General features: G+C 57.2%; 20 protein-coding genes and 1 tRNA gene. 19 read left to right on the forward strand and 2 right to left on the reverse strand.

What is annotated here, in order from left to right:
- Positions 1 to 205 precede the first annotated feature (205 nt).
- Positions 206 to 934: a transposase gene (locus ACW81B_RS06560; RefSeq protein ID WP_491579416.1), complete on the forward strand. Its 729-nt coding sequence runs from the start codon at positions 206 to 208 to the stop codon at positions 932 to 934.
- A gap of 27 nt (positions 935 to 961) precedes the next feature.
- Here ACW81B_RS06560 and ACW81B_RS06565 read toward each other — a convergent pair whose 3' ends face one another.
- Together ACW81B_RS06565 and ACW81B_RS06570 are read right to left on the reverse strand one after the other, a co-directional pair.
- Positions 962 to 1,567: a hypothetical protein gene (locus tag ACW81B_RS06565; RefSeq protein ID WP_491579417.1), complete on the reverse strand. Its 606-nt coding sequence runs from the start codon at positions 1,565 to 1,567 to the stop codon at positions 962 to 964.
- Entirely contained in the window at positions 1,568 to 1,861 is a 294-nt protein-coding gene (locus tag ACW81B_RS06570) for a YhbY family RNA-binding protein (protein WP_491579418.1), read from the reverse strand.
- A gap of 61 nt (positions 1,862 to 1,922) precedes the next feature.
- Between ACW81B_RS06570 and rlmE the strand changes: the two genes are divergently transcribed.
- The 18 genes from rlmE to ACW81B_RS06660 all read left to right on the forward strand — a co-directional run bounded on the left by rlmE (position 1,923) and on the right by ACW81B_RS06660 (position 18,593).
- Complete coding sequence (gene rlmE / locus ACW81B_RS06575) at positions 1,923 to 2,543, forward strand: 23S rRNA (uridine(2552)-2'-O)-methyltransferase RlmE (RefSeq protein WP_491579419.1); 621 nt, start codon at positions 1,923 to 1,925, stop codon at positions 2,541 to 2,543.
- Between the two features lie 122 nt (positions 2,544 to 2,665).
- Positions 2,666 to 4,588 (forward strand): ATP-dependent zinc metalloprotease FtsH, encoded by a 1,923-nt coding sequence (gene ftsH / locus ACW81B_RS06580; RefSeq protein WP_491579420.1) that lies wholly within the window; start codon positions 2,666 to 2,668, stop codon positions 4,586 to 4,588.
- Between the two features lie 48 nt (positions 4,589 to 4,636).
- Entirely contained in the window at positions 4,637 to 5,473 is an 837-nt protein-coding gene (folP, locus tag ACW81B_RS06585) for a dihydropteroate synthase (RefSeq protein WP_491579421.1), read from the forward strand.
- A gap of 7 nt (positions 5,474 to 5,480) precedes the next feature.
- Positions 5,481 to 6,833, forward strand: a complete 1,353-nt coding sequence (glmM, locus tag ACW81B_RS06590; RefSeq protein ID WP_491579422.1) for a phosphoglucosamine mutase — start codon at positions 5,481 to 5,483, stop codon at positions 6,831 to 6,833.
- Between the two features lie 6 nt (positions 6,834 to 6,839).
- A complete protein-coding gene (locus ACW81B_RS06595) occupies positions 6,840 to 7,433 on the forward strand; it encodes a hypothetical protein (protein ID WP_491579423.1) in 594 nt (197 codons plus the stop codon).
- Positions 7,434 to 7,656: 223 nt separating this feature from the next.
- Positions 7,657 to 8,403: a triose-phosphate isomerase gene (tpiA, locus tag ACW81B_RS06600; protein WP_491579424.1), complete on the forward strand. Its 747-nt coding sequence runs from the start codon at positions 7,657 to 7,659 to the stop codon at positions 8,401 to 8,403.
- A 148-nt stretch (positions 8,404 to 8,551) separates the two neighbouring features.
- Positions 8,552 to 8,971, forward strand: coding sequence for a preprotein translocase subunit SecG (gene secG / locus ACW81B_RS06605; RefSeq protein WP_491579425.1), 420 nt, complete (start codon positions 8,552 to 8,554; stop codon positions 8,969 to 8,971).
- A gap of 9 nt (positions 8,972 to 8,980) precedes the next feature.
- A tRNA-Leu gene (locus ACW81B_RS06610) sits at positions 8,981 to 9,065 on the forward strand.
- A 223-nt stretch (positions 9,066 to 9,288) separates the two neighbouring features.
- Positions 9,289 to 9,645, forward strand: coding sequence for an NADH-quinone oxidoreductase subunit A (locus ACW81B_RS06615; RefSeq protein ID WP_491579426.1), 357 nt, complete (start codon positions 9,289 to 9,291; stop codon positions 9,643 to 9,645).
- An 82-nt stretch (positions 9,646 to 9,727) separates the two neighbouring features.
- Positions 9,728 to 10,204, forward strand: coding sequence for a NuoB/complex I 20 kDa subunit family protein (locus tag ACW81B_RS06620; protein WP_491579427.1), 477 nt, complete (start codon positions 9,728 to 9,730; stop codon positions 10,202 to 10,204).
- An 11-nt stretch (positions 10,205 to 10,215) separates the two neighbouring features.
- A complete protein-coding gene (locus ACW81B_RS06625) occupies positions 10,216 to 10,959 on the forward strand; it encodes an NADH-quinone oxidoreductase subunit C (protein WP_491579428.1) in 744 nt (247 codons plus the stop codon).
- On the forward strand, positions 10,952 to 12,205 hold the full coding sequence (locus tag ACW81B_RS06630) for an NADH-quinone oxidoreductase subunit D (protein ID WP_491579429.1): 1,254 nt from the start codon (positions 10,952 to 10,954) through the stop codon (positions 12,203 to 12,205). Before ACW81B_RS06625 ends, ACW81B_RS06630 begins: the two co-directional genes overlap by 8 nt.
- Positions 12,205 to 12,711 (forward strand): NADH-quinone oxidoreductase subunit NuoE family protein, encoded by a 507-nt coding sequence (locus tag ACW81B_RS06635; RefSeq protein ID WP_491579430.1) that lies wholly within the window; start codon positions 12,205 to 12,207, stop codon positions 12,709 to 12,711. Before ACW81B_RS06630 ends, ACW81B_RS06635 begins: the two co-directional genes overlap by 1 nt.
- A 3-nt stretch (positions 12,712 to 12,714) precedes the next feature.
- Entirely contained in the window at positions 12,715 to 14,028 is a 1,314-nt protein-coding gene (gene nuoF, locus ACW81B_RS06640; protein ID WP_491579431.1) for an NADH-quinone oxidoreductase subunit NuoF, read from the forward strand.
- Positions 14,025 to 16,436 (forward strand): NADH-quinone oxidoreductase subunit NuoG, encoded by a 2,412-nt coding sequence (gene nuoG, locus ACW81B_RS06645; RefSeq protein ID WP_491579432.1) that lies wholly within the window; start codon positions 14,025 to 14,027, stop codon positions 16,434 to 16,436. The genes nuoF and nuoG overlap by 4 nt, the downstream gene beginning before the upstream one ends.
- A gap of 9 nt (positions 16,437 to 16,445) precedes the next feature.
- Entirely contained in the window at positions 16,446 to 17,486 is a 1,041-nt protein-coding gene (gene nuoH, locus ACW81B_RS06650; RefSeq protein WP_491579433.1) for an NADH-quinone oxidoreductase subunit NuoH, read from the forward strand.
- A 10-nt stretch (positions 17,487 to 17,496) separates the two neighbouring features.
- Positions 17,497 to 17,988 (forward strand): NADH-quinone oxidoreductase subunit NuoI, encoded by a 492-nt coding sequence (gene nuoI, locus ACW81B_RS06655; RefSeq protein ID WP_491579434.1) that lies wholly within the window; start codon positions 17,497 to 17,499, stop codon positions 17,986 to 17,988.
- Positions 17,988 to 18,593, forward strand: a complete 606-nt coding sequence (locus ACW81B_RS06660; RefSeq protein WP_491579435.1) for an NADH-quinone oxidoreductase subunit J — start codon at positions 17,988 to 17,990, stop codon at positions 18,591 to 18,593. The genes nuoI and ACW81B_RS06660 overlap by 1 nt, the downstream gene beginning before the upstream one ends.
- Positions 18,594 to 18,603: the final 10 nt, after the last annotated feature.

Below are 18,603 nucleotides of genomic sequence, written 5' to 3' on the forward strand. Positions count from 1 at the left end.
CCAGGTGGCAGCGATGCGCGTTGAAGGACTGGCTGGTAGCGAGGCATTTGCCGCGATGCATGGCATTGCCTCGGTTGCCTACCTCATAACCAGCGTACTCGGTCTGGTGCTGGTCACAAGTAATTTGGGGTCAGAGTAAAAACTATCGAACATTTTCACTGAGATGTTAAGCTAATAAATCAACAATCAGCTCAAGGACGAACTGATGGCACGTTTAAAACGGATATGTCCTCCTGGCATTCCTCAGCATATTATTCAACGCGGAAACAACCGGCAGTTATGCTTCGCGTCGGAAAAAGACTTTACGGTCTATGCGCGCCAGCTCATTGATTCATCGGAAAAATACGGCGTAGCCATCCACGCCTGGGTTTTTATGACCAACCATGTACACCTGCTGGCTACACCGCAGGAGACAGGCAGCATCTCGCGTATGATGCAGAGAGTGGGGCGTTATTACGTTCATTACTTCAACAAAACATACCAACGGACAGGCACTCTCTGGGAGGGGCGTTTCAAGTCGTGCGTGGTTGACGAGGATAATTATCTGCTGACCTGTCAACGCTACATTGAGCTGAACCCGGTCAGGGCCGATATGGTATCCGACCCGGTAGACTACCGCTGGTCAAGTTATCGCTGCAATGCGCTGGGAAAGCATTCGGCGTTGTGGAAGCCGCATGAAGTTTACCTGAAATTGGGTGAATCCAGGCATGATCGCCTTCAGAATTACCGGGCCTTGTTCGATGGGCGCATGGAACAGTGCGTGCTGGATGATATTCGGGAGTCGACCAACAAGGGGCTGGCGCTTGGTAACGACAGGTTTAAGAAGCGGGTAGAATCATTGACCGGGCGAAGGGTGACGCCTGGAAAGCGAGGGCCTCAACGGCATGATGAGGGCGCCCCAGTTTGTCAGGTTGGGCAGGAGTTTTTACTCTGACCCCAAATTTTAAAGTCGGTACCCGGACTAGCCGGCCAGTAGAAACATGACGCCTGTTACGAAGATACCGGCCGGGATTCCTCTGTGTTGTGGTATTTGCTCAAGGTAATCCAGTGCGTGCAGTCCGATGTACATGCAAATGGCGTAGACAGGAATGGCCTGAAGAGAAGTCAGGTGCAGCAGGTCTCCCGGCAGGTAATAGGCGTAGTACTGACCGGCAATTGCCAGGAATACCAGGTTTCCCGTGACTTCCGCGAACAGCGGTGCTTCAAAGCCGATAATCAGGGCCTTACCGTGGTGACCCTTGAGTCGCTCGGGCAGGCGGTGTTTCAGCGACTGTAACGTGAAGTACAGGTGTATCCCGTAGGCAAACCAGAGCGCGGCGCCCAGCATGGATACATTGGCGTCATGTAGTGGGAAGGCGCGATATTCCCACAGCTTGTGTCCGAACAGCATTTCATAAGCCGGGTTGAAGATAGCTTCCAGGACCACGGCCAGGAGAAATACGGCCGAGGCGGTGAGGGTCAGTGGATAGCTGTCACAACGGAGCTTGCCACCGCACAGCCACTGGTTTACACGCCACGAGAAGGTGACAAGAAATACGGCAAAAACCAGGCCGGCGAGGAGGGGCATCTACAATGTCTCAAAGGCGGATTTCTTCTTTCTTTTGCGAAATAACAGCGCCATGTTCCCCACCCGCTGGATCAGTTGCGCGTGGCTGTGTTCGCACATTCCGGCAATCGCCTGGTCGCGCGCCTCGTGGTCACCGACAGATACCTTCACCTTGATCAGTTCGTGGTGTGCGATAGAGCGCTCGAACTCGTCCAGCAGGGCCTTGGTCAGGCCATTATTTCCCACCATGATCACCGGTTTCAGCTTGTGGCCGAGCCCGCGCAGGTGCTTTTTCTGTTGTTCCGTCAGTGACATTCATGAATACTCCGAATCCGGCGCGAAAGTATAACCGAACCCCACAGATGAATCAGGGAATATGTCCAGAAGCAAGAGCAGTAGCCGCTGGCTGAAAGAGCACTTTAATGATGAGTACGTGAAGCGGGCCCAGCGTGAGGGTTACCGCTCGCGCGCGGTCTACAAGCTCGACGAAATCCAGCAGCGTGACCGGGTTCTCAGGCCCGGTATGACGGTGGTGGACCTGGGCGCTGCCCCGGGTGGCTGGAGCCAGTACGCGCTGCCGCTCGTTGGACGCAAGGGCAAGATTATGGCCATGGACATATTGCCCATGGACCCTTTGCCCGGCGTGGACTTTCTGCAGGGCGATTTCCGTGAGGATAGTGTGCTTGAATCCCTGATGAAAATGCTCGATAGCCGCGAGATTGACCTTGTAATGTCGGACATTGCCCCCAATCTAAGTGGGTCGGAAGCCGTGGATATCCCGCGATCGATGTATCTTGTGGAATTGGCAGTGGATTTTGCCGACCGGGTGTTGAAACCCGGGGGCGATTTGCTGGTCAAGGTGTTTCAGGGCGAGGGTTTTGATGAACTGGTGCGTGATCTGCGCAAGCATTACGACAAGGTGCTGATACGCAAGCCGAAGGCCTCCAGACCGCGCAGCCGTGAAGTCTATGCGCTGGCTAGGGGCAAGAAAGTATAGTATCGTTTCAGGAAACGACCTACCGGGCCGAAACGCCTTACAGGACAATGCCTTTCAGTCTTTTCCTGCCCGACACTCGCCGTCAGCAATTTTAATTTTATGAGGTACTCGATTTGAACGACATGGCGAAAAATATCCTGCTCTGGGTGATCATTGCGGTTGTCCTGATGTCCGTATTCAATAATTTCGGACCCCCCGCACCGCGTGCGCAGAGCGTTCCTTATTCTGAATTCATCGCCGATGTCAAAGCCGGTCGTGTACAGAGTGTGGTGATCGACGGTCGTGTGGTCAAGGGGCGGCGGGTGAGTGGTGAGCAATTCTCAACCTATACGCCCAACGATCCGGAAATGATCAATGACCTGTTAAGCAATGGTGTCGAGGTCAAGGCACAGGCGCCGGAGCAGGATTCGTTGCTGATGCAGGTGTTTATTTCCTGGTTCCCGATGCTGTTGCTGATCGGGGTGTGGATTTTCTTCATGCGCCAGATGCAGGGTGGCGCCGGTGGTCGTGGCGCCATGTCGTTTGGCAAGAGCCGCGCGCGCATGCTGGGCGAGGACCAGATCAAGGTTACATTTAATGATGTGGCCGGTGTCGAGGAAGCCAAGGACGAAGTGGCCGAACTGGTCGAATTCCTGCGTGACCCGGGCAAGTTCCAGAAACTGGGTGGCAAGATTCCGCGCGGTGTATTGATGGTAGGGGCACCGGGCACCGGTAAAACCTTGCTCGCACGTGCCATTGCCGGCGAGGCGAAAGTGCCGTTCTTCACCATTTCCGGTTCTGACTTCGTGGAGATGTTCGTGGGTGTCGGCGCCTCGCGTGTGCGCGACATGTTCGAACAGGCCAAGAAGCACGCGCCGTGCATTATCTTTATTGATGAAATCGATGCCGTGGGCCGTCACCGTGGCGCCGGTCTTGGCGGTGGTCACGATGAACGTGAACAGACCCTTAACCAGTTGCTGGTCGAGATGGACGGTTTTGAAGGCAATGAGGGCGTTATTGTTATTGCTGCCACCAACCGTCCCGACGTGCTCGATCCCGCCTTGCTGCGTCCCGGTCGTTTCGACCGCCAGGTGGTGGTGCCGTTGCCGGATGTACGCGGCCGTGAACAGATTCTCAAGGTGCATTTGCGCAAGATACCGGCGGCGGATGACGTCAAGCCGAGCATTATTGCCCGCGGCACGCCCGGCTTCTCCGGTGCCGATCTTGCCAACCTGGTCAACGAGGCAGCATTGTTTGCCGCGCGGGCCAATAAGCGCCTGGTCGATATGGAAGACCTGGAAAAGGCCAAGGACAAGATCATGATGGGCGCCGAGCGCAAGTCCATGGTGATGAGCGAGGACGAGAAGAAGCTGACCGCCTACCACGAGGCCGGGCACGCGATCGTCGGCCGACTGGTGCCTTCGCACGACCCGGTCTACAAGGTCAGTATCATTCCACGCGGCCGGGCGCTGGGTATCACTATGTTCCTGCCGGAGGAAGACCGTTACAGTTTCACCAGACAGCGGCTGGAAAGTCAGATCTCCAGCCTGTTCGGCGGGCGTATTGCCGAGGAACTGATTTTTGGTCCGGAGATGGTGACGACCGGCGCATCGAATGACATTCAGCGTGCGACCGAACTGGCGCGTAACATGGTCACCAAGTGGGGCCTGTCCGAACGGCTCGGCCCGTTGACCTACAGCGAGGAAGAAGGTGAGGTGTTCCTGGGGCATTCCGTTACCCAGCACAAGAATGTCTCCGATGAGACGGCGCATACCATCGACGCCGAGATTCGCGCCATTGTCGATCGCAACTACGAGCGTGCCGAGAAGCTGCTGAACGAGAATATCGACAAGCTGCACCTGATGGCCGAAGCGTTGATCAAGTATGAAACCCTCGATGCCGATCAGATAGAGGATATTATGACCGGCAAGCCGCCACGTCCCCCGCAGGACTGGGATGATGATCAGCCTCGCAGCAATGGCACTGCCGCGAAGACAGAAGAAGAGGGCGGCAAGAAAACCAGCGATGGCAGCGGCCCGATTGGCGGCCCGGCCGGTCAGCATTAGCGGCCATCGTCTGGACAGGGCATCCCCTGCGTTTCAGGGCAAAGCGACATGCAGATGGATTGTAATGGCAAGTTTCTGGATCTGTCGCGCCCGCAGGTGATGGGCGTACTCAATGTCACCCCCGATTCGTTTTCCGACGGGGGTGATTTTTTTTCGCCTGAAAAAGCCCTGCAGCATGCGCTGGACATGGAAGCCGCCGGTGCGGCGATTATTGATATCGGCGGGGAATCCACCCGGCCTGGCGCCGGGCAAGTACCGCTACAGGAAGAGCTGGCGCGGGTGATCCCGGTTATCGAGATGCTCCAGCCGCGCCTTGGCGTGCCGATGTCTATCGATACGCAGAAACCGGAAGTGATGCGTGCCGCTGTGGCGGCGGGTGCGGGCATGATCAATGATGTCAATGCCTTACGTGCAGAGGGTGCGGTTGAGGCGGCGGTGGAGTGCGATGTGCCGGTGTGCCTGATGCACATGCAGGGCGATCCACGCACCATGCAATCTGACCCGGACTATGACAATGTGGTCGATGAGGTGTGCGCTTTCCTGCTTCGGCGCGCCGAAGTTTGCGAGCAGGACGGGATGCTTCGGGAGCGCATCATACTGGACCCGGGGTTCGGTTTTGGTAAAACCGTGGCGCAGAACCTGGCATTACTGGCCGGGCTTGGGACGCTGACAGACACGGGCTATCCCGTGCTGGTGGGGCTGTCGAGAAAGTCGATGATCGGCAAACTGCTGGATGTGGACGTGACAGACCGCCTGCCCGCGAGTCTGGCGCTGGCCGTACTGGCCGTTGAAAGAGGGGCAAGCCTGGTTCGGGCGCACGATGTTGCCGAGACCTGGCAGGCCTTGCAGATGTGTATTGCGTTACAGGAATCAGGCAAGGGGTAGTTCAAGTATGGGCAGAAAGTATTTTGGTACCGACGGTATTCGCGGGCGTGTCGGGGAACACCCGATTAATGCCGAGTTCATGCTCAAGCTGGGTTGGGCGATGGGACGCGTGCTGGGGTGTGGCGCATCGAAGCGGGTTGTGATTGGTAAGGACACGCGCATTTCCGGTTACATGTTTGAATCTGCGCTGGAAGCCGGCCTGTCTGCTGCCGGTCTGGATATCCGCCTGCTGGGTCCCATGCCGACACCGGGTATCGCCTACCTGACACGAACCCTGCACGCCTGTGCCGGTATTGTGATCAGCGCTTCGCATAACCCGCACTACGACAACGGCATCAAGTTTTTCTCCGCCGACGGCACCAAGCTGCCGGATGAAGTGGAAGCTGCCATTGAGGAAGAAATTGACAAGCCGATGGTTACTGTACCGTCGGAACGGCTCGGCAAGGCGGAGCGTGTTGACGATGCCTGCGGTCGTTATATCGAATTCTGCAAAAGCACCATTCCGCCACGCAGCTCACTGGCAGGCATGAAGGTCGTTGTCGATTGCGCCAATGGTGCGACTTACCATATTGCGCCCAGTGTGCTGGATGAGCTTGGCGCTGAAGTCATTGCCATTGGCGTCTCGCCCGACGGACTGAATATCAACGACGGTTGCGGCTCCACCCATCCCGAGGCATTGAGTGAGGAAGTGCTGCGACAGCAGGCTGACCTGGGTATTGCGCTCGATGGTGACGGTGATCGTCTTATTATGATCGATCACAAGGGCGAGATTGTCGATGGTGACGAACTGCTCTATATCATTGCCACCTCCCGGCAGGATGCTGACCAGTTATCCGGCCCGGTGGTCGGAACATTGATGACCAACCTGGGCCTGGAGCATGCCTTCCGCGACCGGAATATCGCTTTTATGCGCGCCAATGTGGGCGACCGTTATGTGATGGAATTGCTGGAATCGCATGGCGGTGTGCTGGGCGGTGAATCGTCGGGACATATCATCTGCCTCGACCGTACTTCGACCGGTGACGGCATGGTATCCGCCCTGCAGATACTGGCAACGCTGTCACACAGCGGCAAAAGCCTGCACGAACTCAAACAGGGCATGAACAAGTATCCGCAGCACATGATCAACGTTCCGCTGGCGCGGCGTATCGATATCGACAATACGCTGATCCAGGATGCCGTGCGCGAAGCCGAGGCCTGTCTCAATGGCCGTGGGCGGGTGTTGCTGCGGCTGTCAGGCACCGAACCGCTGATCCGGGTAATGGTCGAGGGCGAGGATGGTGCGCTGGTGTTGTCGCAGGCACAGAGGCTTGCCGACGTGGTCGGGCAGGCGGTTGAAGCGGCTGGCAAGGCAGGCTGACCCTGCATGCGTCTGCTGCGCCGTGTTTCCCTGCTGTCACTGGCGGTATTCGCCGCCATTGGTGTTTTGCTCGGCCTGAACCTGCATAGCTATGCGCGGTTGACGGATGAAACACCGGTCGCCAGGCTTTCTTTCCGGCTTGTTGCGCCACAGGCGTACCGCGTTGAACTGCGCAGTGGTGATTTCTGCGACGCGCAGACGTTCCTGCTGTATGGCGATGAATGGCGGATTGATGCACAGTTCATCAAGTGGAAGCCATGGGCGAACCTGCTTGGCCTTGATTCACGCTACCGGCTGGATCGTCTGAGCGGCCGCTATAAAGACATCGGGCAGGAAAATTCCAGCCCCCACATTGCCTGGTTGCTGTCCGAACCGTCGCTGTTCGAGTCGGTGGGGCTGAATGAAGGCTGGCTGGCCGGCCTGTCGCCGCTGGACACGGTTTTCGGCAGTTCCGTCTATCAGGCCATCGAACCGGGCTATGATTACACCGTCTACAGGGGGCAGAGTGGGTTGCTGGTGCGCAAACAGCCACTGGCATCGATCCGTCGCAGTGGCGACAGCCTGGTGATTCCTATCGAAAGTCGCTGTACCTCGGGTTAGCCCTGATATTTGGGGTCAGAGTAAAAACTACTTCGTGCTTCTATATTGTTAATCATCAAGTTTTCAAGTTTTTACTCTGACCCCAAATATTCCAAATGTTTTCTCCCGTCATTCCGCGCAGGCCGGAATCCATAATGCCGTCCTGAATGCCGATATCGATTGATTTTTGCAGGCCATCCAGCTACGCTACGCCGCTATTTTCAAGGGCTTGCAGGAGACACGCATGCGTCACACACTGGTCGCCGGGAACTGGAAACTTAACGGTTCGCTGGAAAGCATCAAACAACTGGTTGCGGGCATTACCGCCGGCGCCGGGGATACCGGAAATACGCAGATCGCGGTCTGTCCGCCCTTTGTTTACATCCCGCTGGTGTCCAATCTGCTGGCAGACAGCAAGGTTGCCGTGGGCAGTCAGGATATCAGTGACCAGGAGTCCGGCGCCTTTACCGGCGAAGTCTCCGGTCCGATGCTGAAAGATTTTAACTGCACCTACGCCATTGTCGGTCACTCCGAGCGTCGCGCGCTTTACGGTGAGGACGATGCGTTTACAGCACGCAAGTTTGCGGCAGCACGCAAGTTCGGACTGATTCCGATTCTGTGTGTCGGTGAGACACTGGAAGAGCGTGAGCAGGGCATTACCGAAGACGTGGTTGCCCGTCAGCTGGATGCAGTGATTGAACTGGAAGGTATCGAAGCGATTGGCGATGCGGTTATCGCTTATGAGCCGGTGTGGGCGATCGGCACGGGCAAAACGGCGAGCCCCCGGCAGGCGCAGGATGTCCACGCCTTCATTCGTGGCAAGTTGGCCGGTCTGAGCCCGGGTGTCGCGGACAAGGTACAGATTCTCTATGGCGGCAGCGTGAAGGGCAGCAATGCCGAAGAATTGTTTGCCATGGACGATATCGACGGTGGACTGATCGGCGGCGCGTCACTGGATGCCGGTGATTTTCTGGCCATCTGCAAGGCCTGAATTTTCCAGGAAATTCCGAATCAAACCGTCATGCCGGCGCAGGCCGGCATCCAGCAGGCCGGGTAGTTATGGATTCCGGCATTCGCCGGAATGACGTAATATTCGGAGATTCCCTTAACTATGGAGCTTTGTGCTCCGGGTGTGTTGAATGTTTACAGCATTGTTAATTCTTCAGGTTCTGCTGGGGCTGACCATTATTGTGCTGGTCCTCCTGCAGCAGGGTAAGGGCGCAGACATGGGTGCGGCGTTTGGCGCGGGTTCCTCCGGGGCGGTGTTTGGCGCCGGTGGCGGCGGGTCTTTCTTTACCCGCGTCACGGCCGTGCTCGCTGCGGTGTTCTTCATCAACAGCGTATTGTTGTCCTCGCCACTGGTCAGGGACGTGCGTGATATCGATGCCAGCGTGACCGGGCGTGTCAAGGTTGAGAAGCCTGCGGCTCCGTCGGACCTGCCCGATATTGAAGTGCCGGCGCCTGCCGATGCAGCCATGGATCTTCCGCCTGCCGATGATATGCCGGCAGTGGCGGGCGAATCGCCCGGAGCAGCGACCGATAACACGCCGCCGCAGTAAGTGTTTTCAGCCGACGTGGTGGAATTGGTAGACACGCTATCTTGAGGGGGTAGTGGCGAAAGCCGTGCCGGTTCGACTCCGGCCGTCGGCACCATCTGGGAAAAGGGCGGATCAATGATCCGCTTTTTTTCGCCTGTTTCATGGGCTTTTTTTATAGGCCCACAAACTCAGATTAACTACTTGATTTGGCATAAAAAGCTTTCATCCGCATCGCTTGACACCTGTAAACGCACTGGCCTAGACTGCGTGACGCTTCACGGAAACGTGACATAAAGAAGATAACCCGGTGAAAGCCGGAAGCGTTGAATGAGGATTGCATGCTGGAGAATTACCTACCGGTCCTGATTTTTATTGCCATCGGCATAGGCGTCGGACTGGTGATGACCATGATGGGCTTCATGCTGGGCACGCGCAAGCCCGACAGCGAGAAGACCTCCCCCTACGAGTGTGGCTTCGAGGCCTTCGAAGACACCCGCATGCGCTTCGATGTGCGTTACTACCTCGTCGCCATCCTTTTTATTATCTTCGATCTCGAAATCGCCTTTCTTTTCCCCTGGGCTGTGGTGCTCGATGACATCGGCTGGTTTGGTTATGTCGCCATGATGATTTTCCTCGGTATCCTCGTGATCGGGTTTATTTACGAGTGGAAGAAGGGGGCGCTGGAGTGGGAATGAAGAGAGGGTGCCCCGGGGTACAGCGAGTGACGCCCGATGCGGGTTGTCCTGGCGATAAGCTGACTGAGAGGTGGGTCGGGTAATGGGTATTGAAGGTCTGCTGGAAGAAGGCTTCGTCACCACGTCCGCCGACAAGCTGATTAACTGGGCGCGTACCGGCTCCATGTGGCCGATGACCTTCGGTCTGGCCTGCTGCGCCGTGGAAATGATGCAGGCCGGTGCCTCGCGTTACGATCTCGACCGCTTTGGTATCGTGTTCCGTCCCAGCCCGCGCCAGTCCGAGGTGATGATTGTGGCCGGCACCCTGTGTAACAAAATGGCGCCGGCGCTGCGCAAGGTTTACGACCAGATGTCCGAACCACGCTGGGTGATTTCCATGGGCTCCTGCGCTAACGGTGGTGGTTACTACCACTATTCCTATTCGGTCGTGCGCGGTTGCGACCGTATCGTGCCGGTCGATATTTATGTGCCGGGCTGTCCACCCACGGCTGAAGCGCTGCTGTACGGTATTTTGCAGTTACAGAACAAGATCCGCCGCACCAACACCATCGCGCGCTGAAGAGACAGGACATGCAGGCAAAGGAACTTCTTCAACAGTTACAGGAACGCTTTGGCGACACCTTGCGCGATGCGGTGCTGTTGCTGAATGAAGTCACAATTGAAATAGCGCCGCAAGACCTGATCGACACCTGCCGCGCATTGCGCGATGAACAGGCGTTCAGGTTTGAACAGATGATCGATGTATGTGGCGTCGATTACCTGGATTACGGCGTAGACGAATGGGCGACGGAGGAAACCACCAGCACCGGCTTCAGCCGGGGTGTGGATCCAAAGACAGCAGGCTGGTTACCGGGGTTGGAGGAAGATCTTTCAGTGGAGACGCCGCAACAAGACCGGCGCTTTGCTGCGGTATACCACCTGCTGTCTGTCACTCATAACCACCGGTTGCGTATCCGGGTATTTGCACCGGAGAACCAGCTGCCAGTCATTCCCTCGGTCGTTGAACTCTGGAACGGCGCCAACTGGTTCGAGCGCGAGGCGTTCGACCTGTTCGGGATTCTGTTTGAAGGGCATCCCGATCTGCGCCGCATTTTGACCGACTATGGCTTTATCGGCCACCCGTTCCGCAAGGACTTCCCGTTGAGCGGCAATGTTGAAGTGCGCTACGACCCCGAGAAGCAGCGTGTTATCTACCAGCCGGTCAGTATCGAGCCACGAGTTCTGGTGCCCAGGGTTATTCGTGGTGATGAGCGGGAGCCGGTGACGCCGGGCACGACGGATGACAGTGGCGGCGAAGGCGAAAACGATGCCTGAAATCAAGAACTACACGCTGAACTTCGGGCCGCAGCATCCCGCTGCGCACGGTGTGTTGCGCCTGGTGCTGGAGCTGGACGGCGAGACCGTGCAACGTGCCGACCCGCATATTGGTTTGCTGCACCGCGCTACCGAGAAGCTGGCCGAGAGCAAGCCGTATAACCAGAGCATCGGTTACATGGACCGGCTCGATTACGTGTCGATGATGTGCAACGAGCACGCCTACGTCATGTCTATCGAGAAACTGCTGGGTATCGAAGTGCCGGAACGTGCCGAGTACATCCGTGTTATGTTCGACGAGATCACGCGTATCCTCAATCACCTGCTGTGGCTGGGTGCGCACGGCCTCGATATCGGTGCCATGACAGTATTCCTCTACACCTTCCGTGAACGCGAAGACCTGATGGATTGCTACGAAGCCGTTTCCGGCGCCCGCCTGCACGCGACCTATTACCGTCCGGGGGGTGTCTACCGGGATCTGCCCGACCGTATGCCGCAGTACCGCGAATCGAAATGGCACGGCAAGGCTGACATTGAACGCATGAACCGTAATCGCCAGGGGTCCATGCTGGATTTCATCGAGGACTTTACCGAACGTTTCCCGGCCTGTGTCGATGAATACGAAACCCTGCTGACTGACAACCGTATCTGGAAGCAGCGTACCGTGGACATCGGTATCGTGACGCCGGAACGCGCCCTGCAACTGGGTATGACCGGCCCCATGCTGCGCGGCTCGGGGGTTGCCTGGGACCTGCGCAAGAAGCAGCCCTATGGTGTCTATGATCGCATCGATTTCGATATCCCCGTGGGCGTCAATGGCGACTGTTACGACCGTTACCTGGTGCGTATCGAAGAGATGCGCCAGTCCAACCGCATTATCAAACAGTGCATCGACTGGCTGCGTAACAATGAAGGCCCGGTGATGATCGGCGACTACAAGGTGGCGCCACCGTCCCGCGAGGAAATGAAGCAGGACATGGAAGCCTTGATACACCATTTCAAATTGTTTACGGAAGGCTATTGTCTGCCGGCAGGCGAAGCCTATGCGGCCGTCGAGCACCCAAAAGGCGAGTTTGGCATCTACATGGTCTCCGACGGTGCCAATAAACCGTATCGGGTGAAGATTCGTGCGCCGGGTTTTGCGCACCTGTCTGCATTGGATGAAATGTCGCAGGGCCATATGCTGGCCGACGTGGTGGCGATTATCGGCACCCAGGATATTGTGTTTGGTGAGGTTGACAGGTAATGAGTGCAGTACAGGATAACAACACACCTTACGAGCTGCCGGACAAGGTCAGGGCCGAGATCGACCGCTGGCTGACCAAGTATCCGCCGGACCAGAAAAAGTCAGCCGTGCTGGCTGCGTTGCACGCCGTGCAGCACGAGAATCACTGGGTGAGCGTGGCGCAGATGGATGCCGTGGCAAAGTACCTGGATATGCCGCCGGTGTCAGTCTATGAAGTTGCCAGTTTCTACTCAATGATCGAAACCAGACCGGTTGGCCGTAATACCGTGGCATTTTGTAACAACATCTCCTGCATGTTGTGCGGTGCGGATGAACTGGTCGCGCACGTGGAAAAGAAACTCGGTATCAAGCTGGGCGAGAGTACGCCCGATGGACGCATTTTCCTCAAGAACGAGGAAGAGTGCCTTGCCGCCTGTGTCGGCGCGCCGATGATGACGGTCAACGGCCACTATTACGAGAAGCTGACGATTGAAAAAGTCGATCAGATTCTGGACGGACTGGAGTAGGAAATGACGAACCAGGTCTGCTTCACTACGCTGCAATTCGACGAGCCCTGGACGCTTGAGAACTATCTCAAGGTCGGCGGTTACCAGGCGTGGAAAAAAATCCTGCAGGAAAAAACGCCGCCGGAAGACGTGATCGAGATCGTCAAGAGTTCAGCGCTGCGTGGCCGTGGCGGCGCCGGTTTCCCGACCGGGCTGAAGTGGAGTTTTATGCCGCGCAATGCGCCGGTGCAGAAATACATTGTATGCAACTCGGATGAGTCCGAGCCTGGCACTTGCAAGGATCGCGATATTCTCCGCTACAACCCGCATGCGCTGATCGAAGGCATGGCGATTGCCGGCTATTCGATGGGTGCAACCATCGGTTACAACTACATGCGCGGCGAGTTTCACCACGAGCCGTTCGAACGTTTCGAGCAAGCCTTGAAAGAAGCCTGTGAAGCCGGCTATCTCGGTGAAGACCTGATGGGTTCCGGGATCGACTTTAACCTGTATTCGCACCTTGGTGCAGGCGCCTATATCTGCGGTGAGGAAACCGCGCTGCTGAACTCGCTGGAAGGCAAGAAAGGCCAGCCGCGTTACAAGCCACCGTTCCCGGCCAACTTCGGCCTGTACGGCAAGCCGACCACGATCAATAATACCGAAAGCCTGGCATCCGTACCTGCCATCCTGCGCAATGGCGGTGAATGGTTCCTGAACCTTGGTCAGCCCAACAACGGTGGCGAAAAAATCTGGTGCGTGTCCGGCCACGTCAACAACCCGGGTAATTTTGAAATTCCACTTGGCACACCCTTTACCGAACTGCTCGAACTGGCCGGTGGTGTCCGTGACGGACACAAGCTCAAGGCGGTGATTCCCGGTGGCTGTTCCATGCCAGTGATGCCGGCCGACCTCATTATGGATGTAAAACTCGATTATGACTCGCTGTCAAAGGCCGGTTCCGCACTCGGTTCTGCCGGCATGATCGTGATGGACGACAGCACCTGTATGGTCAAGGCGCTGATGCGCATTTCGCGCTTCTATTACGCCGAGTCCTGCGGTCAGTGCACACCGTGCCGTGAAGGTTGCGGCTGGATGTACCGTGTCATCAAGCGTATCGAGGAAGGTAAGGGCACGATGGAAGACCTCGACCTGCTGGAAAGTGCGGCAGGCCAGATTGAGGGGCACACCATCTGCGCCTTCGGCGATGCCGCCGCCTGGCCGGTGCAGAGTTTCCTCAGGCACTTCCGTCATGAATTCGAATACCACATCCAGCACAGGAACTGCATGCCGGGCACCAGCAGTCACCGTGCCGATGGTGAAAAAGGGGCGGCCGCATGAGCGCCAGGCCCGAGACTGTGGTCGATGACATGCTCAATGTCGTCATTGACGATGTCGAGTACAAGGCGCGCAAGGGCGCAATGATTATCGAGGTCACTGATGATAACGACATCAGTGTGCCGCGCTTCTGTTACCACAAGAAACTGCCTGTCGCCGCCAACTGCCGCATGTGTATGGTGCAGGTGGAGATGGGTGGCCGCATGGCGCCCAAGCCTCTGCCGGCCTGCGCAACGCCTGTTGCCGACGGTATGAAAGTCTGGACACAGTCCGATTATGCGCGCAAGGCACAACGCGCGGTGATGGAATTCCTGCTCATCAACCATCCGCTGGACTGTCCCATCTGCGACCAGGGCGGTGAGTGTGAGTTACAGGATGTCGCACTGGAATATGGTCGTGGCGTGTCGCGCTTTACGGAAAAGAAACGTGTGGTGCCGGAGAAAAACTTTGGTCCACTGATCGCTTCGGACATGACGCGTTGCATTCATTGCACCCGTTGCGTGCGTTTCCTGGAACACGTCGCCGGTTTCAAGGAAATGGGTGGCATGGGCCGTGGCGAGAACGTCGAGATCGGCACCTGTATCCAGCACAATCTTGAATCGGAGCTGTCCGGTAACATCATCGATGTCTGCCCGGTGGGTGCGCTGACATCCCGCCCGTACCGTTTCAGTGCCCGTGCCTGGGAACTGGAACAAACAGCTTCGATTGCCGCGCATGACTGCGTGGGTTCCAACATTTATCTGCATACCCGCCGTGGCAAGCTGATGCGGGCCGTACCGCGCGAGAATGAAGCGATCAATGAAGTCTGGGCCACAGACCGTGATCGCTTTGCCTGCCAGGGCGTCAACAGTGACGACCGCCTGACAACGCCAATGGTGAAACGTGCCGGGGGTTGGCAGGAGGTTGAATGGGAAGAGGCACTGCATATTGTCGCGCAGGCACTTACTGAACGGGTGAAAGAACAGGGTGCCGATCAACTCGGCATGCTGGCGTCGCCAGACGCAACGCTGGAAGAGTTGAGCCTGTTCAACCAGCTGGCAGAAGGCCTGGGCGTATCCAATATCGATCATCGCCTGCGCCAGACAGACTTCACCGGTCAGGCGCAACAGCCGTTGTTCCCGTTCCTGGGGCAGACGATTGAGGAACTGGAACAGGCCAATGCCATCCTGGTGGTGGGCGGTAACCCGCGCAAGGATCAACCGATCATCGGCCATCGTATCCGCAAGGCCGCGAAAGCCGGCGCCAGTGTGATGATGATCAACCCGGTCGATTACCCGCTGACCTACACGCTGGCGCATCAGTCGATTGTGGCGCCGTCGCAGCTGGTGCAGTCACTGGCGGGTGTCGCGGCCGCACTGTTGCAGAGCAGAAAGGCGCGCGCGCCGGAAGCCCTGCAGTCGGTTATTGAACAGACTCTGCCGAATGACACAGAGCAGGCCATGGCAGATGCGCTGGTGGACGCAGAAAAAGCTACCCTGCTGCTGGGCCTTGATGCGGCCATGCACCCGGCCTTCTCCACCTTGCGCGCGATTGCCGTGCTGATTGGCGAGTTGAGTGGTGCAAGGGTTGGCTTTGTGTCCGATGGCGCCAACAGTGCCGGTGCCTGTCTGGCCGGTGTGCTGCCGCATCGCAGTGCCGGTGGCGCAGTCCGCGAAACCAGCGGGCTGGATGCTGCGCAGATGATTGCACGGCCACGCAAGAATTATCTGTTACTCAATATAGAGCCGGAATTCGACTGCGCCAACGGTGCGCAGGCACTGGCTGCCATGCAACAGGCCGACTTTGTGGTAGCGTTGACACCCTGTGTCACCGATACCATGCGCGACTACGCCGACGTGCTGTTACCGTCTGCGGTGTTTGCGGAAACCTCCGGTACGTTCGTCAATGTTGAAGGGCGCTGGCAGAGTTTTGCCGCTGCCTCGCGTGCGCCTGGCGATACACGCCCTGGCTGGAAGATCCTGCGCGTGCTGGGCAATCTGCTGGATCTCGATGGCTTCGACCAGGTGTCTTCCGAGCAGGTGCGCGACGCACTCAGTGAGCAGCTGGGTGAGGTAAAACCCGACAACAACGCGTGCGGTGATGCAGCAACACCACCCTCGCCGGATTCCGGGCTGGAACGCATTGGCAGCCTGCCCATGTATGCCGTAGACAATATTGTGCGCCGGGCCGGGTCCCTGCAACTGACGCCTGATGGACAGGTCGCCCTGTTACGCCTGAATCCCGACGATGCGGCCCCCCTGTCATTGGCCGACGGTGATCGTGCCACGGTGACACAGGCAGGCAACAGCGTCACGCTCGAAGTGGTTGTCGATGCGCGTGTGGCAAAGGGTGCGGCTGTTGTACCGCAGGCAATCGAGGCAACACGGGTACTGGGCGCGCCCTCCGGCACGCTTCAGGTAAAGAAGGCATAGGGCGGGGCGATGGAAGAAAGCACACTCATCGACTGGATCATCACCGGCGGCTGGATTCTGATCAAGATCCTGATTATTGTCATTCCGCTGATGCTGTGCGTTGCGTACCTGACCTACGCCGAACGCAAGATTATCGGTTATATGCAATTACGTATCGGCCCCAACCGGGTCGGTCCGCGTGGCTGGTTGCAGCCGATTGCCGATGCGCTGAAATTGATGATGAAAGAAATCATCATCCCGGCAAAATCCAACAACTACCTGTTTGTCATTGCACCCACCCTGGTGATTGCCCCGGCGCTGGCGGCCTGGGCGGTTATACCGTTCGGCGAGGAACTGGTGCTGGCCGATGTGGATGCCAGCCTGTTGTATATCCTGGCGCTGACCTCGGTAGGTGTTTACGGCATTATTATTGCGGGCTGGGCGTCCAACTCCAAGTACGCTTTCCTGAGTACCATGCGTAGTGCGGCGCAGATTGTGTCCTATGAAATTGCCATGGGGTTTGCACTGGTTGGTGTGCTGCTTGCGGCAGGCAGTATCAATCTTGGTGATATCGTCATGGCACAAAAGGGCAGTTTGCTGCACTGGTTCTGGTTGCCACTGTTCCCGCTGTTTATTGTCTATTTTGTATCCGGTGTGGCCGAGACCAACCGTGCACCGTTCGACGTGGCCGAAGGCGAGTCGGAAATCGTTGCGGGTTTCCACGTTGAATATTCCGGTATGGCCTTCGCGGTGTTCTTCCTGGCGGAATACGCCAACATGATTCTGATTGCGACACTGGCAGCATTGATGTTCATGGGCGGCTGGTTGTCGCCGTTTGAAGGTATACCGCTGCTGGAGCCGATGTTCCAGTGGGTGCCCGGTCTGATCTGGTTGATTGCGAAAGCGGCACTGTTCCTGTTCTTCTTCCTCTGGTTCCGCGCGACTTTCCCGCGTTACCGCTATGACCAGATCATGCGGCTGGGCTGGAAGGTGTTTATTCCGATCACCATTTTCTGGCTGGTCCTGGAAGGCGCTGCGGTTGTTGCCGACCTTGGCCCGTGGTTCGATTGAGGGCGATGCGATGTTAGCCTTGAAACACTATGTAAAAAGCTTCCTGCTCTGGGAGTTGCTCAAGGGCATGCAGCTGACCGGCAAAAACCTGTTCGCGAAAAAAATCACCGTGCAGTACCCGGAAGAAAAGACGCCGCAGTCGCACCGGTTTCGTGGACTGCACGCGTTGCGTCGCTACCCGAACGGCGAGGAACGTTGCATTGCCTGCAAACTGTGTGAAGCGGTCTGTCCGGCGCTGGCGATTACCATCGAAGCCGGGCCGCGTGAAAACGACGGGACGCGCCGTACAACACGCTATGACATTGACCTGTTTAAATGTATTTTCTGCGGCTTCTGTGAGGAGTCCTGCCCGGTCGATTCCATTGTTGAAACACGCGTGTACGAGTATCACTTCGAGAACCGGGGTGAAAACATCATGACCAAGGACAAACTGCTGGCCATGGGTGACAAGTACGAGCAGCAGATTGCCGAGGACCGCGCAGCCGACGCGGTATACCGCTGATGGAATTTGAACGCATCGTTTTTTATGTACTTGCCACCATCCTGGTGTTCGCCGCCACGCGCGTGATCACCGTGCGTAACCCGGTACATGCAGCGCTGCACCTGGTGCTGGCGTTTTTCACCTGCGCCGGTCTGTGGTTGCTGCTGGAGGCCGAGTTCCTCGCCATTGCCCTGGTGCTGGTCTATGTCGGCGCCGTTATGGTGCTGTTCCTGTTCGTGGTGATGATGCTGGATATCAACGTGGCCGAGGTGAAGGAAGGCTTCACCCGTAACCTGCCTGTCGGAATAACGGTGGCTGGCCTGATGATTCTGGAGCTGTGGCTGGTGATGAAGAGCAAGGCATTCAATGCCGAAAACATGCCGATGCCACCGCCGCATACAGCGGACTACAGCAATACCCGCGAGATCGGTAATGTGCTCTATACCCATTATGTGTACCCGTTCGAGATTGCCTCGGTCATTCTGCTGGTGGCGATTATCGCGGCCATTGTCCTGACGTTGCGCAAGCGCAAGGCATCGAAGCGGCAGGATCCGTCCAGGCAGGTAAAGGTACGCAGCCAGGACCGGGTACGTGTCATCAAAATGGAGGCAGAGAGCAGGGACTGATTTTCAGTTC

This window comes from Thiogranum sp. (assembly GCF_058323355.1).